General features: G+C 43.4%; 22 protein-coding genes. 9 read left to right on the forward strand and 13 right to left on the reverse strand.

The annotated features are described in order from the left end of the window. Positions 1-29: 29 nt before the first annotated feature. From R7F07_RS20170 to R7F07_RS20185, 4 genes are all read right to left on the reverse strand, one after another. Positions 30-1,901 (reverse strand): methyl-accepting chemotaxis protein, encoded by a 1,872-nt coding sequence (locus tag R7F07_RS20170; protein ID WP_171342517.1) that lies wholly within the window; start codon positions 1,899-1,901, stop codon positions 30-32. Positions 1,902-2,337: 436 nt separating this feature from the next. Continuing rightward, positions 2,338-3,702 carry a YjiH family protein gene (locus R7F07_RS20175; protein ID WP_017635848.1) on the reverse strand — a complete coding sequence of 455 codons (1,365 nt, stop codon included), beginning with the start codon at positions 3,700-3,702 and terminating at the stop codon, positions 2,338-2,340. A 455-nt stretch (positions 3,703-4,157) separates the two neighbouring features. Then, positions 4,158-4,829: a YoaK family protein gene (locus R7F07_RS20180; protein WP_005375484.1), complete on the reverse strand. Its 672-nt coding sequence runs from the start codon at positions 4,827-4,829 to the stop codon at positions 4,158-4,160. Positions 4,830-4,982: 153 nt separating this feature from the next. Next, positions 4,983-5,384, reverse strand: a complete 402-nt coding sequence (locus tag R7F07_RS20185; protein WP_025768472.1) for a GFA family protein — start codon at positions 5,382-5,384, stop codon at positions 4,983-4,985. A gap of 200 nt (positions 5,385-5,584) precedes the next feature. Here R7F07_RS20185 and R7F07_RS20190 point away from each other — a divergent pair, with 200 nt between their 5' ends. Both R7F07_RS20190 and R7F07_RS20195 read left to right on the forward strand, forming a co-directional pair. After that, a complete protein-coding gene (locus R7F07_RS20190; protein ID WP_318110554.1) occupies positions 5,585-6,214 on the forward strand; it encodes a hypothetical protein in 630 nt (209 codons plus the stop codon). 124 nt (positions 6,215-6,338) lie between these two features. Further along, positions 6,339-7,622, forward strand: a complete 1,284-nt coding sequence (locus tag R7F07_RS20195; protein ID WP_025768471.1) for a peptidoglycan DD-metalloendopeptidase family protein — start codon at positions 6,339-6,341, stop codon at positions 7,620-7,622. A 106-nt stretch (positions 7,623-7,728) separates the two neighbouring features. Here the strand turns inward: R7F07_RS20195 and R7F07_RS20200 are convergent, their stop codons facing one another. Both R7F07_RS20200 and R7F07_RS20205 read right to left on the reverse strand, forming a co-directional pair. Further along, the gene (locus R7F07_RS20200) at positions 7,729-9,549 is read right to left on the reverse strand and encodes a putative bifunctional diguanylate cyclase/phosphodiesterase (protein WP_318110555.1); all 1,821 of its coding nucleotides are present in this window, start codon (positions 9,547-9,549) and stop codon (positions 7,729-7,731) included. Positions 9,550-9,732: 183 nt separating this feature from the next. Next, on the reverse strand, positions 9,733-10,620 hold the full coding sequence (locus tag R7F07_RS20205; protein ID WP_025768470.1) for a LysR family transcriptional regulator: 888 nt from the start codon (positions 10,618-10,620) through the stop codon (positions 9,733-9,735). Positions 10,621-10,725: 105 nt separating this feature from the next. Here R7F07_RS20205 and R7F07_RS20210 point away from each other — a divergent pair, with 105 nt between their 5' ends. The 3 genes from R7F07_RS20210 to R7F07_RS20220 all read left to right on the forward strand — a co-directional run bounded on the left by R7F07_RS20210 (position 10,726) and on the right by R7F07_RS20220 (position 12,711). Continuing rightward, a complete protein-coding gene (locus R7F07_RS20210) occupies positions 10,726-11,919 on the forward strand; it encodes a multidrug effflux MFS transporter (RefSeq protein WP_017821607.1) in 1,194 nt (397 codons plus the stop codon). A gap of 176 nt (positions 11,920-12,095) precedes the next feature. Continuing rightward, positions 12,096-12,443, forward strand: coding sequence for a hypothetical protein (locus tag R7F07_RS20215; protein ID WP_005375501.1), 348 nt, complete (start codon positions 12,096-12,098; stop codon positions 12,441-12,443). 133 nt (positions 12,444-12,576) lie between these two features. Then, entirely contained in the window at positions 12,577-12,711 is a 135-nt protein-coding gene (locus R7F07_RS20220) for a hypothetical protein (RefSeq protein WP_017635854.1), read from the forward strand. A 127-nt stretch (positions 12,712-12,838) separates the two neighbouring features. Here the strand turns inward: R7F07_RS20220 and R7F07_RS20225 are convergent, their stop codons facing one another. From R7F07_RS20225 to R7F07_RS20235, 3 genes are all read right to left on the reverse strand, one after another. Continuing rightward, complete coding sequence (locus tag R7F07_RS20225) at positions 12,839-13,453, reverse strand: glutaredoxin domain-containing protein (RefSeq protein ID WP_053307846.1); 615 nt, start codon at positions 13,451-13,453, stop codon at positions 12,839-12,841. Between the two features lie 43 nt (positions 13,454-13,496). Next, complete coding sequence (locus tag R7F07_RS20230) at positions 13,497-14,354, reverse strand: DMT family transporter (protein ID WP_005375542.1); 858 nt, start codon at positions 14,352-14,354, stop codon at positions 13,497-13,499. Positions 14,355-14,818: 464 nt separating this feature from the next. Then, on the reverse strand, positions 14,819-15,790 hold the full coding sequence (locus R7F07_RS20235; protein WP_005375535.1) for a porin: 972 nt from the start codon (positions 15,788-15,790) through the stop codon (positions 14,819-14,821). 609 nt (positions 15,791-16,399) lie between these two features. On the opposite strand from R7F07_RS20235, the gene R7F07_RS20240 reads away from it, so the two are divergent. Both R7F07_RS20240 and R7F07_RS20245 read left to right on the forward strand, forming a co-directional pair. Beyond that, complete coding sequence (locus R7F07_RS20240; RefSeq protein WP_017821605.1) at positions 16,400-17,458, forward strand: porin; 1,059 nt, start codon at positions 16,400-16,402, stop codon at positions 17,456-17,458. 221 nt (positions 17,459-17,679) lie between these two features. Then, positions 17,680-18,294, forward strand: coding sequence for a fumarylacetoacetate hydrolase family protein (locus tag R7F07_RS20245; RefSeq protein WP_171342594.1), 615 nt, complete (start codon positions 17,680-17,682; stop codon positions 18,292-18,294). Here the strand turns inward: R7F07_RS20245 and R7F07_RS20250 are convergent. The 3 genes from R7F07_RS20250 to R7F07_RS20260 all read right to left on the reverse strand — a co-directional run bounded on the left by R7F07_RS20250 (position 18,291) and on the right by R7F07_RS20260 (position 20,219). Beyond that, the gene (locus tag R7F07_RS20250; RefSeq protein ID WP_005385193.1) at positions 18,291-18,602 is read right to left on the reverse strand and encodes an AzlD domain-containing protein; all 312 of its coding nucleotides are present in this window, start codon (positions 18,600-18,602) and stop codon (positions 18,291-18,293) included. The two genes, R7F07_RS20245 and R7F07_RS20250, sit on opposite strands and share 4 nt — an antisense overlap. Then, a complete protein-coding gene (locus R7F07_RS20255; protein WP_005375526.1) occupies positions 18,602-19,312 on the reverse strand; it encodes an AzlC family ABC transporter permease in 711 nt (236 codons plus the stop codon). The genes R7F07_RS20250 and R7F07_RS20255 overlap by 1 nt, the downstream gene beginning before the upstream one ends. Positions 19,313-19,391: 79 nt before the next feature. Then, entirely contained in the window at positions 19,392-20,219 is an 828-nt protein-coding gene (locus tag R7F07_RS20260) for an AraC family transcriptional regulator (RefSeq protein ID WP_171342518.1), read from the reverse strand. A 229-nt stretch (positions 20,220-20,448) separates the two neighbouring features. Between R7F07_RS20260 and R7F07_RS20265 the strand changes: the two genes are divergently transcribed. Together R7F07_RS20265 and R7F07_RS20270 are read left to right on the forward strand one after the other, a co-directional pair. Further along, positions 20,449-21,081 (forward strand): LysE family translocator, encoded by a 633-nt coding sequence (locus R7F07_RS20265; RefSeq protein WP_115386735.1) that lies wholly within the window; start codon positions 20,449-20,451, stop codon positions 21,079-21,081. A 79-nt stretch (positions 21,082-21,160) separates the two neighbouring features. Next, the gene (locus R7F07_RS20270) at positions 21,161-21,583 is read left to right on the forward strand and encodes a GNAT family N-acetyltransferase (RefSeq protein WP_171342519.1); all 423 of its coding nucleotides are present in this window, start codon (positions 21,161-21,163) and stop codon (positions 21,581-21,583) included. 98 nt (positions 21,584-21,681) lie between these two features. Here the strand turns inward: R7F07_RS20270 and R7F07_RS20275 are convergent, their stop codons facing one another. Further along, positions 21,682-23,376, reverse strand: a complete 1,695-nt coding sequence (locus R7F07_RS20275) for a phospho-sugar mutase (protein WP_025768465.1) — start codon at positions 23,374-23,376, stop codon at positions 21,682-21,684. Positions 23,377-23,599: the final 223 nt, after the last annotated feature.

Genomic DNA, 23,599 nt, shown 5'->3' on the forward strand with positions numbered 1-23,599 from the left:
GGTGCTCGCTGCTTTTGCTTAGATGAGTGTTAGACAGTAAATCTATTTAAGATTTGATCTTGTTTATGTACATCTTCTTGTTGCGCCTGCATCGCGTCGTTGGTTCGATTTGCCGATTCGGCGACTTGAGTCGATAGGTCTTTAATATTCACCGTATTGTTGTTGATCTCTTCAGCGACAAGGCTTTGCTCTTCCGCTGCTGAGGCAATTTGCAAGTTCATATCGGAAATACGCTGAATCGCGTCACGAATGCATTGTAACGCACTATTTGCTAAATCCGCTTTTTCAACGGCCTCTATAGCACTACCTTTGCTTTGATGCATGGCATTTGCCACAGAAGAAGCGCCAGATTGTAGTTGCTCAATCATAGTACGAATCTCTGTTGTCGACTCTTGAGTACGTTGTGCCAGTGTACGGACTTCATCTGCAACAACGGCGAAGCCTCGGCCAGATTCTCCCGCACGTGCAGCCTCGATTGCGGCATTCAACGCGAGTAAGTTCGTTTGGTCCGCAATATCGTTGATGACTTTTAGAATCGTTTCGATATTGGCGGTAGCAGATTCCAACACTTGTACTTCTTCGACTGCAAGGTCAATGCTATCGGAAAGCATGTTTATCGTTTGTGTCGATTCACCAACGATAGAAGACCCCTCAACCGTTGCTTGGTCGGCTTCTTTGGCTGCACTTGCCGCACCTTGCGCATTATTAGCAACCTCTGTCGCGGTGACAGACATCTCATGCATCGCGGTAGCAAGTTGTTCTAGCTCTTGCAGTTGAGTGTGAATTGCGCCTGCCGAGTCTTTTGCGCCCTCAGCGGTGATTTGAGTTCCGTTTAAAATTTGATCAGAAATACGTTTCGACTCAATGATTTGCTGTTGTAAGTTCTCCATGAACGTATTGAAGTTTGTGGCAAGCTCAGAAAACTCTTGGTCAGTATCTGTTTCGAGGCGTTGTGTAAGGTCGCCTTTCCCTGATGCTACATCTTTAATCGCATTGTTTAGCGTGTCCAAAGGACGCATGAGAGTGCGAATCAACAGAGTTAGGGCGATAATAGATGCAATCACGGCAATGATTGAATAAATAATAGCGTTGTTACGAAGCTCTCCTACGGCAGAATAGGCAACAGCTTCATCGATCACCGAACCTACGTACCAGTTCTCGCCAGGAATGTGAGTCAGGTTAACCATGTAGCGGTTGCCATCAATCTCAACATGTTGTGCTGATTGCGTAAGTTCGATTTGCGGGAGGTAGCTACCGACTTTCTCACCGTTGTATTTACTTTGAGGGTGAGCAATGGTTGTGCCATCAGCGGTGACCAGAAATAAGTAACCAGCATCAAACAGATTCACTTGGTTGACCAGATCTGAAAGGGTAGTTAATTCGAGGTCATAAAACATACCGGCTAAAAACTGGCCATTTTCTTTTACTGGTGTACCAACAGAGATGATAACGTTTTTCGAAGACGCATCGACGTACGGATCGGTTACGACCAAATCGCCTTTGCTCTTAGCTGCAATAAACCAAGGACGCTGACGTGGGTCGTAGTCTGGACCCGCATCCCAGCCGTCGTCATTTTCAATCACAAAGCCATTACTTTCATAACCAAAACCGATGGCAAGGAAGCTGCTTTTTGGTGTGGGTCTTTCAAGTATGTTTTGAACATAGCTATGTGAACTGGGGTCAAGCTCAATCACTTCAGTAATGGAGCGAGCGAGATCCTTCTTTGCATTCATTTCTGATTGCACAGTGTTACCAACACTGGTCAATATCTCGTTGACACTTGAGTCGATTTGCTCCTGAGTTTGGGAGCGGATGGTCATAACTTGTTGTGTCGACAATAACGATACGGTAATTAGCAGCAAAAATGAAGAGGCTGTGACAACCTTATGTCTGAATTTCATGAGCTTTCCTCTGATTCTCCCGGTTGGTTCCACTTTGCTTTCGCCTCTTTTAAACCGAGCGAATTGGGCATAAAGAGAAACCTATTGTGTTTGGTTATATTTTTATCGACATCTTTGTCAAAAACATGAACTCATTTGTCGTCTTTTTTAACTAAATTTAAACAAACCGACAATTTACGTTAAAACTTGTGAGTGTGATCATGTTTGCGAGCTCGATTAATGAAATCTTCATAATGAAAAGAATTGCTTAACAAACAGTGGTATCAACTGGTTTTACAGGTGAGGTGATGAAAATTTTGTTGGTGCTGACAGGTATTTTGTTTAAGTTTTGTCTTTGTAAATTATGAGTTTTTTACTAAAAGCCTAATGTGGACGGAGTTTTAGGTATAAAAAAGGCCCCGACGATGCGGAGCCTTTGTTAATTGACGTCTCGATTTTAGAAAATAAGATGAGCAACGCCAGCAATCACAGGTAACGTGATTAGCGTACGTAAAATGAAGATTACGAAGAGCTCTACAATGTTTACTGGAATTTTGCTGCCTAACAGTAGGGCACCTACTTCCGACATGTAGATAAGCTGAGTTACTGACATTGCCGCAATAACAAAACGTGTCATTTCGTTATCGATTGAGGCCGCTAAAATTGCTGGAATAAACATATCCGCAAAGCCAACAACGATTGTCTGTGATGCTGCAACAGCTTCAGGGACTTGCAGTAGCTCTAGGTATGGGATAAACGGTTGACCCAGAATTGCAAATACAGGCGTGTATTCTGCAATCACCAATGCAACGGTACCAAGACCCATAACTACAGGTAGTACGCCAAATACCATGTCGACTGCGTTGTGTACGCCTTCTTTAAATACAGACTGAACCGATGTGACTTGACCAGCACGCTTAAGAGCTAGATCCATACCCCAAGAGAATGTGGTGTGGCCTTCTGGCACTGCATCTGCGTCTTTATCTGGGTTGCTGCCGTCAATGTAGCGATCTTTCTTCAGACTAAGCGGAGGCAGGCGAGGAATGATAATCGCAGCTACGATACCAGCTAGACAGATAGCGCCGTAGAAAGGCAAAAATAAGTGCTCTAGTTTTACCTGAGCGATAACAACTAAGCTAAACGTGATCGATACTGCTGAGAAAGTGGTCCCGACAACAGCCGCTTCACGCTGAGTGTAGAACTTATTTTCGTATTGCTTGCTGGTTAGCAAGATACCAACACTTCCGTCGCCTAACCAAGATGCCATACAGTCAATTGCACTGCGGCCAGGTAGGTTGAATACCGGACGCATTATTTTACTGAGTAACGCACCAAATAGCTCCAGAAGACCGAAGTTCAAAAGAAGCGGAAGCAGTAAACCCGCGAAAATGAAAACGGCAAACAGAGTAGGTAGGAGACCAGTAAGAACAAGCCCGCCAGTGTTCTCTTCCCAAATTGCTTTTGGACCCACTTGGAAAAACGTCATTAACACGGCAGCGCCGCCGATTAAACGAACAACGAGCCAAAGTGGAGATGGGTTGAAGAGACCGTTTAAAAAACCATTACGTAAAATTGCAGCTGGCTTAAAAATTTTGCAAAGAACAGAAGCAACGGCCATGAAAGCGATGATACTGGTGACGATAGCAATCAAGGTATCGCCTAACACCGCTGGGATGACTTTTGCCATCACGGCAACGGGAATGGTTAGGCCGCCATCGTAAGAGATCGGAGCCATAAAGAGTAGAAGACCAATTAGGGAAGGGATGAAAAACATCCAAAAGTTGCCCTTAGGAGCTTCAGTAGCATTAGTGGTGTTATGCATAGTTGTCTCGTGTTACTACTAGTCAATACTTGCCATTTCCATGACATAAATATTCACTAAACATCCGTATTTAATCACAGTTTTGCGGAGGGTACCCGCAAACTGCATCCATTGCAATACTATTCATTAAATACATCTAGTTATTCAGCCGATTTGTCGGGTAATTGGTCAAATAACGTCTAAGTGTATGCGAATATGTTGCTTGTGTTAGAAAATTGTAGCACGAGAGGCGAATTGCGCAGTGAATTATGGGGCGCATTGTGACTGGAATAATAAAATGGTAAACAAATGTGATTTTGATCTAACTAACTTCTTTGCCAGAAATTCAGTTAGCCTTATCTATTTTAAGGTTTTTAGTGGTGTCAAAATACCGTTCAGCGTTTCTTGTACCGTTGCAGTGTGAACCTATTGAGCCAAATCCGATTGAAGCATGTCGCTTCAATCGGATCGAAATTTTATGCTTTTTGTTGACGGCTAAGTATGTATAGGTAACTCCAGTAAATCAGAGCTGTAGAAAAAGCCAATATTGCTGGGAAAACCAGCGTATATAAACCATATACCGTAAATAGAGCCGCTCCCGCGACGCCGCCAAACAAAAAGCCAAAGAAAATGAATAGGAATAATTTTGCTTTACGTCGGTCAAATTGACGACCTCTCAAGCTCTCTCCAATCATAATCCCTAGATCGGTGATGATTCCGGTCATATGTGTGGTTCTGACTACTGCGCCGCTAAACGTGGTGATCATTGCGTTTTGTAATCCACATGCTGCTGATGCTAGATATTGGCCGTACAAATCCCCTTGCACCAAAAAGCCCAAGCTGAGTAAGAGTAAGCTTCCTTCTATGCACAGTGCAACACCATATCTTCGTCCTAGCTTTAACGCACTGCTTTCAATAAAAAAGCCGCTAAAGGCAGCGCCAATCAAAAAGCTAAATACGATGAAGAGCAGGTGAATGGAGCTATCCACACCTGTTAGCAAGCTGTTCCCTAGCTGAGTTACGGTTCCCGAAAGATGAGTTATCGCTTGGTGTTGAAAGCCGAGAAGACCAACGGCGTTGACGCAGCCCGCGAGAAGAGCTAGTAGAAACGCACCATATTCCACCCAACGAGGAAGTCTGGAAATCACAATAAACCCCCACCAAATATTAGGAGCCGATTATAACGCTCACACCGAGTTACGAAACCCTTTACAGTAAAACTCGATTGATCATTCTCAAAAAAATCTCACTTATAGGGTGTTTGTCCGAGCCAAAGTAAATATGTGAACGTGGATTGCCCGCTAGCAGATGTGTTCCGTTGTGCATTCGAAACTCACCCACCCGTGTTTCATTTGTTCATAGACTGAAACGGTAGGTTGGTGGAACTCTTTATCGGTAAATAGACCGACGGGAATGATCATGATTTCTGGGTATGCAGCAACGAACAACCTCATTGTCGTGCCGCAGGATGGACAAAAGTCATACTGAACCTCACTGCCATCATCGCCAATTCGGGTATAGCTAGTGACTTCACCGTTTAAAGTGACGTGCTCTTTTTCAAAGCGAGCTTGTACCCCAAAAACACTGCCAGTTCGTTTTTGGCATTCGAAGCAATGGCAGACAGACGTGTGGGTGGGCTCTCCCTTACAACGGATCTCAACTAAACCGCAGGCGCACTCGCATGTATGAATGGTTTTTGTCATCGTGATTACCTATTTGTCCCAATACACCAATAGACCTAGAGCACAGAGCTTGTGTCACTAGCTCGTTATGAGCTCTGGACTTGAAACTATTTGGATATAATCAGTTTAGTTTAATTTTGAAACACTTGAAGAGGTGAAATCATTTGGGTATACAATGGTATACTCGCTTTTCGTTTATACCTTGAAACAAGGAAGCTTTCATGACTCACAAAAAAATCCTGCCGATACCACTTATTCTACTTATTCCAATCGTTTTATTAGTTGTGGTTGTGATCGCGGGTGTTTATCGTTTTAGTTTGTCTGATGACGAGATCATGGCTAAGTTTCCTCAAACAGAAGGAGAAACTAACGTTATTGTGCAAGAGACGCTTGGTATCACTGCACGTAATCCTTGGACGATCCAAGTCCCCGAGCAGGGTGCGGTCACTTTTCTTGATGAGTGGGATAAAGAAAACGGCTATTTGATAGGTGACTATGATGCAGGTGCGACGAAAGGTCAGGTACTTGTCCCAACTGCGTCGATTAGTCAGCGTGAGATTGAAGGTGTTTCATGGGTTGTTGCACCGATGATTGTAACGACACAAGGTAGCGGTTCGTTTAACTATGTTGGCTTGTTCAAGTTTGACCCCGTGCCGAGCCGAGTTGTACTTTTAGACAGTATTTTTGTTGGTGACCGCGTGAAATTTACTCAGCTCGAATGGAAAAGTGATACAACTATCACGCTTTCATATTTAGCGCACGGTGACGATCAAGCAATGGCAGACACGCCAAATCAATTCAATTCATCCACATTACAGCGTGTAGGGAATAACTTACATATGCAACAGTGATGAATTTTTTTTGAGTTCTGTAAAAATTCAGTATTTTCTGCGCTAGATCTCGAAATTTCCTAGTGATTTCTTATTCGGGAATGCATAAGCTATGAGCCTTGTTTGAAAGGAGATAGTAATTCCCGTGTCTACAAATGAAATTACAAGACGGTTGCCGAATCTGACAAGTCGTAGAGCGCTGCTGTTATACTCCTTGCCAGTTTTAGTTGCGATTGGTGTTTCTCACTCTCTCAAAGAGTCATCTTTAACCAAAACCATCGCATTGAACCTACCTGAATCTCAGGTCGTTGAAAAAATTCTTGATGCGACAACTGCCGAAGTTGTCACTCCCCCGAACTTCGAATATCAAATCCAAGCAGGTGACAACCTAAGCACTATTTTTAGTCAGCTCGGTTTCGGTTACAGCTCGTTAATGAAAGTAATGGAAACGGATTTGAACTACTTGGCACTTGATACACTTAAGCCGGGCAATACGCTCCGTTTCTGGCGTGATGATGCGACAGGCGAGTTAGCGAAAATGGAACTGCAATTTTCTATTGCAGATAAAGTGGTCTACAAGCTGAATAGTGATGGTAGCTATGACTTTACTGATATTTCCATTCCTGGCGTGTGGAGCCAAGAGCCTTTAGTTGGCGTTATTCAAGGCAGTTTTTCTTCTTCTGCGAGTCGTTTAGGTTTAACGTCGGCGGAAGTGAGTCAAGTCGTAAGCTTACTCAAAGAACAACTTAACTTTGGACGTGACCTTCGTGCAGGTGATCGATTTGAAGTTGTTCGTCGCTCACAAAGCATCAATGGTGTACCAACAGGTAAGAACGAAATTGAGGCGATTAAGATTTATAATCGCGGCCGCGAGATCACCGCTTACCTTCATACTGATGGTCAATTCTACAATGCCAAAGGTGAAAGCTTACAGCGCGCATTCCAGCGTTACCCTGTAAGTAGCCGTTGGCGTATCAGTTCTGGCTTCAACCCTAATCGTTTACATCCAGTAACGGGGCGTGTTGCGCCGCACAACGGCACTGACTTTGCTGTACCAACCGGTACACCAGTCGTTTCTACTGGTGATGGTACAGTGATCATGACTCGTAAACACCCCTATGCGGGTAACTACGTGGTTGTTGAGCACGGCAGCAAATACAAAACCCGTTACTTACACCTAAGTAAGATTTTGGTGAAGAAAGGGCAAAAGGTTTCTCGAGGCCAGCGTATCGGTCTTTCTGGTAAAACAGGTCGAGTGACTGGGCCACACCTTCACTATGAGTTGATTGAATACGGCCGTCCAGTTAACGCTATGCGAGCAAATATCCCAATGGCGAGTTCTGTTCCTAAGAAAGAGATGGCTACTTTTGTCGCGAACAGAGATGAAATGGATAGACTATTACGCGATAAAGAGAAAGCAGTGCTGTAATAAAGTACTTCGCTTAAAAAACAAAAAGAGACTAAGCATAGCTTGGTCTCTTTTACTTTGTGCATTAACTAGATTTGAATTCTATGACAGCAGTCTGTTCAGTACGTTAGGCACTCCGCACTTCACGTTCATTTATCAGGTGTACGATTTCTTCAACACTGTGTGGACGAGAGTAAAAATAACCTTGGATGTAGTGGCAGCCCATTTCAATTAACTTTTGTAGTGCTCTATCGTCTTCTACGCCTTCGGCAATCAAATCCACATCAAGCAGCTCTGCCAATTGCGCTATCAAAAACACTACTTGTTCAGAGGTTGTATTTGAGAGCATGTTCTGCACAAAGGTAGCATCGATTTTGATGCTATCAATCGGATAATTGTGTATATAGTTCAAGCTTGAGTATCCCGTACCAAAATCATCCAGTGCGACTTTAAAACCCAAGTATCGCAACGAGTTAAGTACCATCTGTTCATGGCCACTTTGTGAGAGTAAGACGGTCTCGGTGAGCTCTATAACAAAGTCTTTTGCTTCGTGCTGATACTTTTCAACCATGTTGGTTAAGTGATTAATATAACGGTTGGAATCAACCAGCTCATACGCTGAGCAATTGATGGAGAGTTTGACTTTATAGCCTAGGTTCGCTTCGAGTTCTTGCTTTGCGATACACGCGAGTTCAATAATCCGTTCACCTAACTCGATAATCAGGCCTGATTGTTCGGCAGCTTCAATGAACTCCGCTGGAGAGATATTTCCATAGATATTGCTATTCCAACGAGTCAAAATTTCAAAGTAATTCCAGCGGTCGCTCGTGATATCGACGATCGGTTGAACCACTACATACAACTCATCGCTGTCTTGTATATCAGTACTTAGCTGGATTCGCATTGCCTCAATAAGCTGCGTCCTACGGTGGTATAAAGCACTAAGGTGTGTGTCGTAATGCTGAATCCGTGTATCGCGGTGTTTTTTACAATCTTTGAGAGCGAGACTGGCATTCAAAATCAGCTCATCGCTGTTCAACATATGTACTGGGGCACGTGCAATACCAATACTAACGGTGAAAGAAATCCGGTTAGATTTGTCGCTGTAGCCGCTTTCAATTTTGTCGAGTACTTCCTGACACACGGCGACAGGATCTTCGTCGTACGTGATGAAGGCGAATTCATCTCCTGCAACACGGAACGCATTGTTTGGCGACGACAAGCTCTGTTGAATGGCGTTAGCTGTGAACTTAATGATTTGGTCGCCGATATAGTTTCCGTTGATATCATTGATCGATTTGAAATTATCGATATCAAGATACGCCAAACTGAATGGGCGAGTCGCCTGCTGCGTTAATGTCTCCAAGGTATCAGCTAAACAGCTACGGTTGAGCAGTCCAGTTAGGTTATCATGCGATACCTCATAGCTAAGCTGATTAAGAAGCTTATCTGAACGTTCACTGACCCACTTTTCACGTAAGCTATGAATAATGACATTGGCATAAAATCGGTGGAAGTCGAGGATATCTTGCGCTTCTTTCGCGTGGATGCTTCGGGTAAAGGTAGACAGTAAAATTCCCAGAACTTCGCCATTTTGTGTCTTCAATGGCAGGCCAATGTAAGCTTGAATGCCATCTTCTTGAAACATCTGATCTTCAGGAAAACGCTTGTATACCTGGTCTTGATAGAAAATATGTTCGCCAATGTCTTTCGCCACTTTTTCACAGGGGGTGCCTGAAAGGTGGTAGCTTAGGTTGTCTGTAATTTTTCCATTGCTGGCGAAGGAAATGGTATGAGCCGAATGCTGAAGATGCGCAACTTCTACAACGCAAGTGCAATGGCTCTGCAAGTGTTGATGAATATCTAGCGTGACTCGGTTTAGCTGAGCCGTGCCGTTTAGCTTCAATATCTCATCAATTTTGTGGAAACTGATTTGTACCTGACCCATTGAGCATTTCACCTAGCGTTGTTATTTACATATCGTGTAAGACACGACGAATTATTATTTGATATGCATCAAATAAACTATCGGTTACTAAGGCAGATTTTTCAAATTTTGTGAACGAACAAATCATTATTTTCATGTTTTTATGCTTGAACCTTTTAAAGCTATAGCGATAAAAACGCTAAGCTAGGCGCGCTTCTCCTCTTCTAATCGTGATTTGAGATAATCGAGGAATAGCTTAGTTCGGGTATGCTGATAATCCAGCTTTGGATAGTAGGCATATACAGTGGCTTTATCCGCTGTGATATCGGGCAGGATAGGGACTAACGCGCCGGATTTGAGGTCATCTTTGATCATGACGTTGTTCGTCATCAAAATACCCATGCCTCTTTTGGCACCATGAAACAGCGCTTCTGGGTTGGTCGTGGCAAAGTTACCGGACAAGCTGATACGTTTGCCTCGATTTGTTTTGATTTCTCGTGAGGGTTTTTCTCCCCAAATCAGGACATTATGCTCTGTCAGATCCTCAACGCATTGTGGGGTGCCATATTTCTTTAGGTAACTAGGCGCGGCGTAAAACTGGGCTTTATGTTCGAAAAGTGCAGTAGCTTTGAAACTTAGAGAGTTCAGTTGCTCTAATTCCCGGCTAATAAACAGGTCTAAGCTTAGCTCTGGCAATTGGCCTGGTAGCGTTGTTGTTAATTGAAGTGTGATGTCTGGATATTTATCAAGAAAATCATCAAGATAATGAACTAGAAACTTGGAACCAACGGCCAGCGTTGCCCCAATTTTTAATAGCCCCGCTGGTGATTGGTTGACTGAGCGAGTTTCATCTAATACCGATTGCCATGAATCAAGCTGACTTTTTGCTCGTTGATAAAACAGCGCACCAGCTTCAGTTTGGCTAATTGAGCGGGTCGTACGTTTGAGTAGTTGAACGCCAATTTTATCTTCTAGCCATTGAACTCGCTTACTGATAGCTGAGCTGGTGGTATTGAGTTTCCGCGCTGCGGCATTAAAGCTACCTTCTTCGACCACACGAATATAACTCTTCACGCTTTGAATCCAGTCCATTGTATCTCCTTGGGAATTAATTCCTTTCCAACTTAGCTGATTATCATCTTTGAGTATCAAATATACACTGTTTGCCATCAATCTGTCACAAAGTAGGAGGAACGTTTGCGTAAAACACCATTGTTATTAGCGATGATGATCATTGCCACAGGCCAAGTTGGCGTTAGTATTTATCTTCCTTCTTTGCCATTGATTGGTCATGACTTGAATTTGCCGCAACATTCGATTCAGAATCTCGTCACGCTATTTCTCGTTGGCTTCGGTATCTCTCAGCTTTTTTACGGCCCATTGTCTGATGCGATTGGTCGTCGGCCAGTGTTTATTCTGGGGCAAAGTGTATATCTAGTTGGTACGGTTATTTGCATCGCGTTTTCGGACAACATTGTTGCCCTTGAAGCGGGACGGTTACTGCAAGGCCTAGGAGCGGGCAGCGCTTCGGTACTTGGTCGGTCAGTACTGCGTGATAGTTATGACGGTATGCAATTAACCAAAGCGCTATCTTATATTTCAGTCACTGCTTCAGTGATGCCAATTATTGCTCCGCTGTTTGGTGGCTGGATTGCTTTTCACCTGAGTTGGCATGCTGTCTTCGTGTTTGTACTGATTTACTTAATGGCAATTTTTACACTTGGTTTATTGGTGCTGCCAGAAACGCTGCCTTATCCGAAGAGAAAATTTAAAGTAGGCGAAGTAAGCGCGAACTATTTGCGTCTGTTAACGAATACACAAGTGATTGGTAGTGCGAGCTACAACTGGCTTAGTTATTTATCGGCTCTGGTTACGCTCTCCTTGTATCCATTTTTAATGCAACAAGAGTTAGGATTAACGGCGGCAGATTACGGCTCTTTGATGATCATACCGTCAGTTGGTTTGCTGACGGGTAGCTTAGTGCTGAATTTGATCAATGCTCGTTACAAAGCTCAGCAAATCTTGCTGATGAGTTTCGCGATTGTTGCTGTTGCTGGCTTCATGTTGTTGGTTACCCCCTTCAGTGTATTTTCATTGCTGACGGCATTCACGTGTTTAAGTTTTGCCCAAGGCATGTCATTCCCAGTATCGATCAGTTTGCTACTTTCGCCACATAAGCAACAGGCAGGCGCGGTTTCTGCGTTATCTGGCTCTATTCAAATGTGTTTAGCAGGTTTGTTTGGTGGGTACTTAGTAGACTCATGGGTTACGAATCAGCAGCAGCTTGGGGTGTTTTATTTGTTTATTGCGTTACTTTCTTGCTTTGTTCTTGTACTAAGCCAATTTCGTAAAGTGCCAGAAGGGACGGTTCAAGCAGAAACTTCCATCTGAATATACTTGCAACCAGAAGGTCGGCTTTCTAAAATGCGCAGCTAAATTAAGCTAGGCCTGTTGTGTATACTGAATGACTTGGTTTGAAAGGAAGAGGGCGAACCTTGATACTTCTCTCAAGCTTGGAATACATTTCTGCCCAATGGCTATCCGATCTCTAATCGTTAGGTGAAAGAATGCAACAAAACGAATTTGAAACACTGGTAAAAGAAATTACTCAGCAAGAAAGCATGCCAAAGGCACTTGAAATCTTGAAGGCGTGTGAGGAAGAAGAAGTTGCACAAGCGGCGCAATCCCTAACGGGTCAGTTTGGCCTTGCAGAAGTTGATGGTGAGAAACGTATTTACCATATTACCACTCAAGAAGATGAGTCCGGAGAAGAGCAAGAATACGTAGAGCACGTCATGAATGAAGGCGATCACTTGATCAAGTTTGCTGCGTGGTTCTTTGAAACATTCTTTGAAATCAAACAGAAAGATACGTACGTCGCAGCGGGTAAAACATACCAACAACCTAAGCGATAGACGCTCATTTCAAGAAATCCACGAAAATCAAACTGAAAGTTAATTACAAAATAAATGTGACTGGAGTCTTGTTTTTATCTAATTGTGGTGTAAAATTACAACATAGTTAAGTCAATACATTCAGGAGAAGGTCATGGGTAACGAACTTGGTGGTGCTTATATTGGCCAGATGATTGCAAAAGACGCGATGCACAAAGCGCTTTACGGTAAAGCGAAGAAGAAAAAAGCTTCTGTTTTTGCTCGTGTTATTAAAAAACTGGCGAAATAATTTAAAAAGCCCTGATTGAAAAATCAGGGCTTTTTGCTTTTCTCTGTTTTGTTGTTAGTAAGTAGCCAACATATTGCACAACATTGGCAAAACGCTACTCAAAGATTGATGACATTTAAATCTAGAATTACGCGGATTGGCTTGGTATCTCCACAACATTGTTAGGCACTTTATCTAGCCCCTTTGCTGATAACCACTTTTCTAAATCGTCAGCGCCTCCAACATATTTTCCATCTAACCAAATTTGCGGCACTGTTACCGGTGTTTTTTCGCCAATGATGGCTTTTACTTCAGGAATCATGCGGTATAAGGCGGCGCTGTCTTTAACTACATCATGGTACTCATACTGAACGCCAGCCTCGTCAAGTAATTGTTTGGCTTTGACACAGTAAGGGCAAGTTGCTTTACCATAAACAATGTTGCCTTTTAGCTCATCGCGTTTTACCCACTCAGCAATAACAGACTGTACAAGCACACCCCGATTCAATGCTTCTCCTTGGCTGATAACTTTCCCTTCGACAAGAAGAATGGGTGCATGCCAAGCACCAGCTTTTAATGGTTCCCACCAGTGCGATAACCAATCTTTTACTTCAAGTTCAACGGGCACATCGGCTAGTTCGTTTTCAAAAGTATCCTTTAAAATATCTTTGGTTAATGTACATTCACCACAAGGAATATTGACTTTGAATGGGCCCCAACTACCAGCCCAGCGATACAGTGTAATTTTGATTGGTTGACTCATATGGGTTCCTCATTTCCTTTCCTGAAAATATAGAACTTTTAAATTAGATTTTTCTTTCAACTAACTTTGTCTTTTTCGCTTCCCAATGCGTAATAAACGCAATAGATGCAATAATAATCGCAGCACCTAACCATAAACGACCAGGTGGCACCCAACCAAACACCAACCAACCAGCAACAACATTCAAAGGCAGTTTGGCGTGATCAAATGGTTGCACAAATGAGGCGTCTGCTACTGCATATGCTTTAACGATAGCCCATTGAGCGAGTGCTGTAAGTGCACCTGCGGCTAAAAGCACACCCCATATCGTCCACGTATCTGGCATAGTAAACGTCGGTATCGCTAACAAGATATTAAATGGTGTTATCAGCAGCAATAAATAGACAACCATGGTTGAAGGCGGATCGTTTACCGACATTTTTTTTACCATTAATGAATACGCTGCCCAGAAAAATGCGGCGCCAACAGGGAGCAGGGTCGCCCATGTAAATGAGTCTGCCCAAGGCTCAAGAATAATCATGGCACCAACAAACCCCGTCAATGTCGCTAACCAGCGTGCAGTACCTACTTTCTCTTTGAGTAACAAGCCAGAACCAACTGTGGCAAATAACGGGGAGGTCATGAGAAGTGCAATACCTTGCCAAATTGGAACTGGGTAAGCGAGAGCCCATAACCAAAGTTGAATCCCGATAACAGAGAGAAAAATGCGGAATGCATGCCAGCCAAAGTGTTGGGTTCTTAAAGAACGTCTAATCCCAAGTGTACGTAGGTAGGGCAGAATAACAAATAAGGCGATTGCATATTGGAATAACGCAAATGTGGTGGAGGAGACACCAAAGTTGATGCTAGCAATTTGGGCGAAGCTGTTCACTATGGCGAATGCCAAGCCAGCTGTTAGCATCCAGGACGCACCTTGAACAGGATGATGATTCAATTGAAAAATTCCAGTTTGATAGAGGTGGCGGGATCATACGTCCTATTGTTTTTCGCGCCAATAAAAAAATGCCTCCCAGAGGGAGGCGACATTACCAATTCAAAGGACGTGCCTGTTATAACAGGTACAAAGAACGAGAAGCACAAACGCTGCCATGCATTTGCATAAATAATATTGCAGAACACGTGCCAACTTTTATATATTTGATTTTAAATGGTTTTTTGGTTTTTCTATGTTGTCGATTAGATGAAATGCACTAACTTAGTGATCAATCGCATTAAAAGGGGGCAGAAGTAGGCGTCGTTACGCTCGTTTTTCATTGCTGAGCGATGCTTGGATAGTGTGAAAACTTATCGAGTTGTGTTGGGTTAATAAAAAAATGGCCAGCAAAGGTGCTGGCCAAGTGGACTCGCTCTTAGGACAAGAGTGAATTAGAAATCGTAACGTACGCCTAGGCGCAGTGTATCTTCGCCTTCTGTTACTAGACCTGTTGTTGCATCTTTTGCTTCATCAAGTTGGTTGATGTAGTAAGACAGGTAAGTACGGAAGTTGCTGTTTAGTTTGTAGTAACCAACAAGCTCGATACCTTCAACGGTGTCGTACTTTGAACCGTTGTCTGGATCATTCTCTTGAGCTGTGTATAGAGCTGCAAGTGTCACTTTGCTTGCTACTTTGTAGCTTGCGACTAGCTCGTAAGCCGTAAAGTCTTCAGAGTCAGTCAGGGAACCTTGAGAATAAGTACCTGCTAGGTAAAGGTTGTCCATCGAGTAAGCGATACCACCTAGAATTTGATCTTCAGAGTTATCTTTATCTACATCGCCACCAGAGTATGCAAGACCAAAGTCGAGGCCCATTGGTAGTGAGTACATTCCAGAGATGCCGTATTTATCTTCGTTATCGCTAGAGTTTGCTTGGTAGGTTGCTTGAAGTTGTAGTGCATCAAACGCACCACGGTATGCGAAAACGCTGTCTTGCTTATCAGACGACGAATCAATAACTTGCTGAACACCAGAGAATTCTGTGATATCCGTCATGTCAGAGATGATGACTGCAGCCATGTCTTGACGACCTACAGAGAAAGCACCGATATCAGAGTCGACGCCTGCATACATGTAGCGGTTTTTGAATTCACTCTTGCCCGTTTTTTGTTCGGCTTCGTAAACACCGAAAGCAGAAAGGCCGTTGCCGATGTCTGTTTTACCTTTTAGGTTAAGACGAGCACGGCTTTTATCTTCCATAGAACCTTCAACTTCAGCACCGTCTGAACCGATGAAGTCACCACGAAACTCAACGCGGCCGCCAACTTTTAATTCAGTACCGTCGTTTTTGTATACAGTTGCTGCGAATGATGGTGCTGATACCAATGCTGTAAGAATTGCAGTAGTTAGTGCTGCCTTTTTCATTTTCTTATTACCCTAGTTGTAATCGATGGGCTTTCTTGCCCGATGTGTTGATGACGCTAAGGTAAAGGCTGAAAATGAAAGATAGATTTCTGTTAAGTTATGATTTGATTGCACTTTTATTGCTGGCGAGAATAAGTGCCCCTTCTCATACCACTTATAAAAAGAAAGGTTTATCTTTTTTGAGGTTTTTTCCTCTCCGTTGAAGACTGTGTTTTTTTCAAAAAGTTCCTGAATTGTTTCTTGACCCTAAATGTAAGTAAACATTTCAATTTGGCAAGGAAGTTTGGCCTAAAAATAGCGAATCATCAGCTATTTGTGAGCTAACTCTCTCTAAAGCATTTCTTATTGTAAGGTTTTTATTTCTCGATTTCTTGAAGGCTAAGTAAACGATTGCTTTTTAGATTTTGTCTGAGATCTTTTCACTCGGTTGTCAGGAACTAATCAAATAAAGTGTCGGCAGTTGTTACACAAAGGTAAAACTAATCTGGTGGAAACGATGCCTCGGATAGCCTTTGTATTCCTCTCTTTGTTCATCATTTCGTTTTTACGAAAGTGAACCAAAGCCGGGTCTAAAACTGACTAACCAACTAATAAGTAATGGATTTAGAAATGAATAAAAAATTATTAGCAGCGGCAATCGCGGCAGCAACCTTCGGTACTCAAGCAGTTGCAGTGGAACTATATAATAACGATGGCACAACATTTTCGATGGGCGGCCACGTTTCTGTTAATTTAAATGGATCAGAGCAAGGTGACACGGATGTGGGTACTAACTCTCCTCGTATCAATATCTCTGCGACACAGGATTTGGGTAATGGCTTCACCGCAGACGCACGTGGTGAATGGGCGCTAAACTACTTAGACGGTGGTGAAGAGTCGTTTAAAACTCGTCTAGGTTACTTAGGTATAACGCATGAGGTTTATGGTCGTGCAGTAGGTGGTACGCAATGGTCACCTTACTACGATGTCGCAGGTATTGCAGATATGCCAATCGCGTTTGCCAACGACTTCATCTATGACGATCATGGAAACCTTGGCACTGGCCGTGCGGATAAAATGCTTTCTTACCGTAATGCCATCGAGCTGGGTGAAGCGGGTGTGATCAACTTTGGTCTTGGTTGGCAGGGTGCAAACGATGATTACACGCGCAACGATGCTGGAGTTATAACTGGCGGTGCTAAATACGATGACCGTGTGCAAGCTGCGCTTTCTTACTCAATCATGGGCGCTAAAATCGGTTACTCTTACAATGGCGGTGATTTCCAGCACCCTGCATATGCAGGTAAGCACACGGCGGAATCACACGTTGTATCAGCATCTTACGGTGCGTACGGTCAAGGCCTATTCCTTGCTGCAGTTTATGGTTCAAACGAAAACATGAACTTCAGTGCAAAAGGTGACCGTTTAGAAGAAAGTGATGCGTACGAGGCGATCATCGCATACGCTCTGGCGAACAGCCTAAACTTGAGTGTTAACTATGAAATGGTGGAAGGTAAAGAGTTTAAGAACTCTAAAACAGAAACTGCTCGTGAAGAAATGGCACTACAAGCAGAATACAACTTCACGCCTAAATTTGTTGGTTACGCGGGTTACCAGTTTGACCTAAATGACGACAATGGTCGTGAAACTGATGACAAATGGGCGTTAGGTGCTCGTTACTACCTATAATAGGGTTTAGCGAGAACTATTATTCAAGCTCATTGATCTAAAGCCAGCCTCGTGCTGGCTTTTTTGTCTATTTGTTTTACAAATACTTTGCTGTTTCAATTAGATGATACAAAATTCAAAACGGGGTGAATGTCTTATTTTTTACACTAGAGGTTGCTATTTAGTGTCGTTAAGTCAATAGGTTAGATTATGATGGGATTTTTGTTTTGCAGGGAAGAATGATGAGTGTTATTCAAGTTGAAGAAAAGAAAGTAGAAGTGGGTAAAGTGCTTTGTGTTGGACGAAATTACGTTGAACACATTCATGAGCTTAATAATGCAATGCCTGAGCAAATGGTGGTATTTAATAAACCCGCAACTTCCGTATCAACAACTCTGCGTTCATTCCATCAAGAGCCCCTTCATTATGAGGCTGAAATCTGCTTTTTGATCAAGGATGGACGTTATTCAGCGGTTGGTTTGGGATTGGATCTGACCAAGCGTGGTTTGCAATCCTCGCTTAAAAATCAGGGGTTGCCGTGGGAGCGTGCTAAGGCATTTGATGGCTCTGCTGTGTTTAGTCGGTTTGTCTCTTTGGATAACATTGATATCAACGATCTTAACCTTGAGCTCTTAATTAACTGTGTTCGTGTACAAAAAGGTCACGTTAACCAAATGCTCTACCCGCCGCTAACTATCCTGAATGAATTAACCAGTTACACAACACTTCAAGATGGCGATGTAGTGATGACTGGTACACCAAAGGGCGTTGGTGAGGTACATGAAGGTGACATCTTCCTTGGTCGATTAAAGTGTGGCGATGTCACCTTGTTGGAGATTGAGTGGTTGGCAGATTAAAGCCAAATTCGTAGAACGAGAAATACCACCATACTGATAACCGTCGTTAAAAGAACATTTTTAGTAAAATACGCGATTAAAGCAGCCAGTACGGCAGCCAGTAAAAATGGGTTTTGCACATTGACGCTGAGCTCCCCATCGGGAATGAAAACGATAGGTGCCCAGATCGCAGTCAGTACTGCGGGGCTAGCGTAATTGAGTACTTTTTGAGTGCGCGTCCCTAATCGCAATGGTAGCTTGGGTTCTAAAAACAAGTAGCGGCTGGTGAAAACAAGTACCGTCATCAGCAAAATAGCCAACATGATCATTAGCGTTTCTCCTTTACTTGTTCCACAAAGTAACCAGTAAGCATGGCTAAAATGCTTGAAATCATCAAACTTCCCTCAATTTGATAATAGGTTAGGGCAACTGAGCTCACCAAAGCCACAATAACACTCGCGAGCACCGCTGCATTTTTAATGGTGGGTACTACTATCGCGATAAAAGTTGCGGCCACAGCAAATTCCAAACCCATTTCGTTCAGTTCAGGGATTAGACTTCCCGCGATAATGCCCGTCAATGTCGCGACATTCCAAAACAGGTAAAAACTCAGACCAGCCCCAAGTGCATACCAGCGATTAAATTGTTTATCGGAATGGTGGCCTACAATCGCAAACAGCTCGTCAGTAAGTAAGAAGCCGAGTGATAATCGCCATTTTAGAGGGAGCGGTGCAATTTTACTGCGCATCGATACACTGTAGAGGAAGTGTCGAGAGGTGATAAAAAACGTTGTCAGTAACATGGTCACTAGACCTGCTCCCGTTTTAATCATTCCCATCGCGACGAGCTGTGCAGAACCTGCGAACAAAATGGCGGATAGTGCTTGTCCTTCCAAAGGGTGAAGCCCAGTATCAATTGCGAATGAGCCTGCGAGTAAGCCCCAAGGGAGCACTGCGATACTCAAAGGCATCATCGCAAGTGTACCTTGCCAAAATAGCGTGGCTTTTGATTCTTTTTGTAACGGCAAAGTGTGGTCCATAGTTTCTTCTTATTTATTCCTAAATCAGATTACCAAGATAGCTCGGTAGTCGCATAACGCCTTGTACAATATTGCTGCTTTAGCTGTGACGGACGTATTGGCCGGGAGTGACGCCCATGGCTTTTTTAAAGTGTCGATGCAGATGACTTTGATCATGGAAACCGCATTCTTGTGCCACGTCTGAAATTTTTTGTCCCATTTTTAGTAGCTTCTTCGCCATACGTAAACGTTGCTGAATTTGATAGGCATGAGGCGGAAAGCCAAATTGCTTTTGAAATTCTCTCAGCAAATGAAAAGGGCTTAATCCTGACAGTTTCGCGAGTTCTTCTAGTGAGACGTCCGTTTGTGGAAAGTCTTCCAAAAATTCTCTGACGAGCTGCACTTGTCGCTGAGCTCTGGTTGATTCTTTCAGTGGTGCCCGATGAGTGCTGTGTTTACTGGCTAGCTTAATCAACGTGCCGTAAACCAAAGTTTCTCTCAACAAACGGTTGTCTGATTTTTCTAGTGTTTCAAATACCAATCGTAACTGACTAGCCAGCTCAGGATCGTAAACCACAGGTTGAGGGAAATAGGGCAGAGCTACATTTGGTGAACCAAGCTCTTGTCCTAAAGTTTGAAACTGCTGAGGTACGGGGTACATTGCTTTGTATTCCCAGCCGCCTTCCGAGGCTGAATGTCCGTTGTGTACTTCATCTGCATTAACAAGGATGATGCTGTCCTGTGGCGCGATATGATTCCCGCCCGTCCTAAAAAATTGTTGTGCCCCTTTTTCGATGACACCAATAGTGTAACCTTCGTGGCAATGGCGTGAAAAATTCTGCTTCTCATACTTTGCATCGAGAAGTTCTAAACCGCCGAGCTCTTGAGCTATCTTGAAGGTAGCGATTTCCTTATTCTTTTCTTTCATCTTTATCCGGTCTGCTCAAGAAAATCATTTTAGAAGTGTAACGGATCCATCGTGCTTATTTTTGTACAAAATTGCTATTCGATTTTGATAAACAGGCGAATTGATTGCTATTTTTCAACTGGGCAAACTATGATTTTTATTTTTTGATTTATCTTGGCTATTTTGGGCTGGATGATGTTATTTTGTTGGTATAACATTCGCCGCCTTGTTGTAGAAAAGCGGTTCCATCATGATTGATTTATCTGTACTTCCTGTTTATCTCACCGCAGTAGTGGCTTTGTTGCTGTTACCAGGGCCCGATATGTTGCTGATAGCGAGCTCTAGTATGAGTTACGGTAAGAAGGTCGGTTTTTTTGCTAGCTTAGGCAATGCGACGTCTGGTGTTATTCTTACTTTGCTTGCAGCAATGGGCGTATCTACCCTGATTGCCATGAGCCCAATAGCCCTTAAAGTCCTTCATCTACTAGGTGGCGCTTACTTGCTAAAAATGGGTTGGGACTGCTTACGAGCTGAGGCATCTTCGGCTCCAGAGCTTGATGGTCAAAACAAAATGGCATCAACTTATTATCAGCGTGCTTTGATGAGTAATTTGCTTAACCCTAAAGCCTTGGTCTTTTTTGTAATGTTTTTGCCGCAGTTTGTCTCAAGCAATATCACGGCATCTTCCGGTGAGCAGATGCTAGCGCTAGGGTTATTGTTGAACGTTCTTGGCTTGTCATTCAATTTATTACTTGTTGGGTTAGCAGGCACATTGGGCAAAGGGCTGCTCGAGAACGAAAAATTCCGCACGTATCAGCATAAACTAATGGGGTTAGTGTTTGTTATTCTGGCGTTGTGGATGCTGAGTAGTTTCGCCTTGTAAAGTTATCATATTCCATCAGAAAGCCAGCAATTGCTGGCTTTTTGTTTTAGGATATTGGTGTTTCCTAAGGAGAGGATATATGAAGCTTGAATTTTGTTTAAATCCAGATCAAACAGACCTTGATTTTGTTCGTGAAGGTATTCGATCTTATAACCGACTGCATTTACCTGAAGGGGAAGTGCATGCTGTAGGCTGTTTCGCAAAAGATGAGAATGACAAGATCATGGGTGGCTTGACTGGCGAAATGTTTAAAAATACGGTGTTTGTTGAGTTTTTGTGGGTAGACGCTGAAAGTCGAACCTCTGGTCTCGGTAGCCAATTAATGTCGATGCTAGAACAAAGAGTAAAGCCTCATGGGGTTACCCATGTTTATTTGGATACCTACAGCTTTCAAGCTCTTGAGTTCTATCTCAAATTGGGTTTTGAGAAAGTGGGGCAGTACTCAGGCTATCCTGCAGAGGGCATCCACAAGTACTTTCTACAAAAGGAAATTGTAGGCTAGGGAAAGCACGGGTTAGCTTGACTTGTTCTAGTGAAAATCAAAAAAGAGGCGCGAATTTGCGCCTCTTGTTGTATCAAATATCTATGTTTCTCTTTGACTTACAAACTTTGCTGGTGCGCGTCGATAAGTTCGTTCATCTTCGCTTCTGCTGCTTGCTGTGCTTGTTCATAGCTCATATCCGCAGGGAAGAGGTTGATGACTTCGTAGTAACATTTTAGTTTTGGCTCAGTACCAGAAGGACGAACAATCACGCGAGATTGATCTTCTAGGTGATAAATCAATACGTCACTTGCTGGTAAGTCAATGGATTCTTCAGAGCCGTCGTCAAACATGCGAACCGATGTTTTAAGATCTTCGGTTACTGCAACTTTTTTACCAGCAATCTCTGTTGGTGGATTGGCTCGGAGTTTGTCGCCGATTGGTGGAGAGTTCGGGTCGAGAGCGATGCTGCGTTGTGCGTTGAAGTAGAAACCGTGCTCGCGGTACAGCTCTTCCAGTTTATCCCACAGTGTTTTGCCTTGCGCTTTAAGCTTGCCTGTTAGCTGTGAAAACGCGACGATTGCAGATAAACCATCTTTATCCCACACCTTGTTACCCACGGTATAACCGAGCGCTTCCTCATAAGCAAACAAGAATGGGTTGGTTTCTGTCTCTTGTTCCATGGCAACGTTAGTAAGCCATTTAAAGCCAGTTAATGTTTGATAGTATTGTGCGCCATGCGCCTTAGCGATGCTGCTCAGCATTCTTGAGGATACGATGGTGTTGCCAACCAAAGCGTTAGGTTGCTGTTCCAGCAAGTAATCGCCAAACAGTGAGCCCACCTGATCACCCGTTAGCATTTGATACTCGCCATCTGGGCGTTTAACTGCCACGGCAAAACGGTCCGCATCTGGATCGTTCGCGCAAGCGATATCGGCATCTACGGACTTACCTAATGCCATCACCATATCCATTGCACCGGCTTCTTCAGGGTTTGGGAAGTTGACGGTTGGGAAGCTTCCATCAGGTTCGCGCTGTTCCTTAACACTTGCCACTTTTTGGAAGCCTGCGTCGGCAAGTAGCGTTTCCGCCATATTCGCGCCAACGCCATGCATTGCGGTGTAAGCAATAGATATATCGGTATTGTTGTCAGGAGTAAGCAGCGCGTTTTCATTCATTGTCTTACGGTAAGTTTGGTAGTAGTCGTCTTCCAACCAAACTAACAAACCGTGCTGTTTTGCATCATCGAGAGACATTAAAGGTAATGGCTTCGTTGTTGCGTCATCAATTTTCGCTGCGATTCCAGAGTCGTGCGGAGGAATAATCTGTGCGCCATTCTCCCAATATACTTTAAAGCCATTGTATTCTGGTGGATTGTGGCTGGCAGTAACAACAACAGCGGCCGCAGCATTCAATGTACGGACACCAAACGCGACAATTGGGGTTGCTGCAACGTCATACGTTAGGTAAACCTTGATACCAAGGGCCGTCAGTACGGATGCGGTATCATGCGCGAATTGTTTTGAATCGGGACGACCGTCGTAGCCAATAACGACACCACGACTCGCGGCATCTTTGACTTGCTCAAGCAAATAGTTCCCTAAACCAGTGGCGGTCTCTTGAATCACCAAGCGGTTCATTCGGTTTGGACCTGCGCCCACTTTGCCACGTAAGCCTGCAGTACCAAAGGCAAGGCGTGAGCCAAAGCGATCAGTAAGTTCTTGTTCATTGTTCGTATCGACGAGGTGTTGTAGCTCTTCACGAGTCTTAGGATCAGGGTCTCGTTCTAGCCATTGCGTAATTAGTGCTGTCATATCAGTCATTCCTTAGTAGGGGGAGCCTACTTTCTTGGACACTTCGTTTGGTAAGTATCTCAATGTTTTCTTTTAAATCAATGTAAATGGTTCTCAATTACATTTCAAAGAGGGCAATCGATAAACCGAATTAATTTTTCTTATCCGAACAAAATTTAATCATATTTAATTTCTTGAAGAACCTTGGAACTATAACTAGCCTTTTAACATAAATATAACAAAC

Source organism: Vibrio sp. YT-16 (assembly GCF_033337405.1).
Lineage (GTDB): Bacteria > Pseudomonadota > Gammaproteobacteria > Enterobacterales > Vibrionaceae > Vibrio > Vibrio alginolyticus.

What these genes read in the sequence shown, in the direction of transcription:
- R7F07_RS20170 (WP_171342517.1), bottom strand. Translation starts at nt 1,901, where the DNA reads ATGAAATTCAGACATAAGGTTGTCACAGCCTCTTCATTTTTGCTGCTA.
- R7F07_RS20175 (WP_017635848.1), bottom strand. Translation starts at nt 3,702, where the DNA reads ATGCATAACACCACTAATGCTACTGAAGCTCCTAAGGGCAACTTTTGG.
- R7F07_RS20185 (WP_025768472.1), bottom strand. Translation starts at nt 5,384, where the DNA reads ATGACAAAAACCATTCATACATGCGAGTGCGCCTGCGGTTTAGTTGAG.
- R7F07_RS20190 (WP_318110554.1), top strand. Translation starts at nt 5,585, where the DNA reads ATGACTCACAAAAAAATCCTGCCGATACCACTTATTCTACTTATTCCA.
- R7F07_RS20200 (WP_318110555.1), bottom strand. Translation starts at nt 9,549, where the DNA reads ATGGGTCAGGTACAAATCAGTTTCCACAAAATTGATGAGATATTGAAG.
- R7F07_RS20205 (WP_025768470.1), bottom strand. Translation starts at nt 10,620, where the DNA reads ATGGACTGGATTCAAAGCGTGAAGAGTTATATTCGTGTGGTCGAAGAA.
- R7F07_RS20215 (WP_005375501.1), top strand. Translation starts at nt 12,096, where the DNA reads ATGCAACAAAACGAATTTGAAACACTGGTAAAAGAAATTACTCAGCAA.
- R7F07_RS20220 (WP_017635854.1), top strand. Translation starts at nt 12,577, where the DNA reads ATGGGTAACGAACTTGGTGGTGCTTATATTGGCCAGATGATTGCAAAA.
- R7F07_RS20225 (WP_053307846.1), bottom strand. Translation starts at nt 13,453, where the DNA reads ATGAGTCAACCAATCAAAATTACACTGTATCGCTGGGCTGGTAGTTGG.
- R7F07_RS20230 (WP_005375542.1), bottom strand. Translation starts at nt 14,354, where the DNA reads ATGCTAACAGCTGGCTTGGCATTCGCCATAGTGAACAGCTTCGCCCAA.
- R7F07_RS20235 (WP_005375535.1), bottom strand. Translation starts at nt 15,790, where the DNA reads ATGAAAAAGGCAGCACTAACTACTGCAATTCTTACAGCATTGGTATCA.
- R7F07_RS20240 (WP_017821605.1), top strand. Translation starts at nt 16,400, where the DNA reads ATGAATAAAAAATTATTAGCAGCGGCAATCGCGGCAGCAACCTTCGGT.
- R7F07_RS20245 (WP_171342594.1), top strand. Translation starts at nt 17,680, where the DNA reads ATGAGTGTTATTCAAGTTGAAGAAAAGAAAGTAGAAGTGGGTAAAGTG.
- R7F07_RS20250 (WP_005385193.1), bottom strand. Translation starts at nt 18,602, where the DNA reads ATGATCATGTTGGCTATTTTGCTGATGACGGTACTTGTTTTCACCAGC.
- R7F07_RS20255 (WP_005375526.1), bottom strand. Translation starts at nt 19,312, where the DNA reads ATGGACCACACTTTGCCGTTACAAAAAGAATCAAAAGCCACGCTATTT.
- R7F07_RS20260 (WP_171342518.1), bottom strand. Translation starts at nt 20,219, where the DNA reads ATGAAAGAAAAGAATAAGGAAATCGCTACCTTCAAGATAGCTCAAGAG.
- R7F07_RS20265 (WP_115386735.1), top strand. Translation starts at nt 20,449, where the DNA reads ATGATTGATTTATCTGTACTTCCTGTTTATCTCACCGCAGTAGTGGCT.
- R7F07_RS20270 (WP_171342519.1), top strand. Translation starts at nt 21,161, where the DNA reads ATGAAGCTTGAATTTTGTTTAAATCCAGATCAAACAGACCTTGATTTT.
- R7F07_RS20275 (WP_025768465.1), bottom strand. Translation starts at nt 23,376, where the DNA reads ATGACAGCACTAATTACGCAATGGCTAGAACGAGACCCTGATCCTAAG.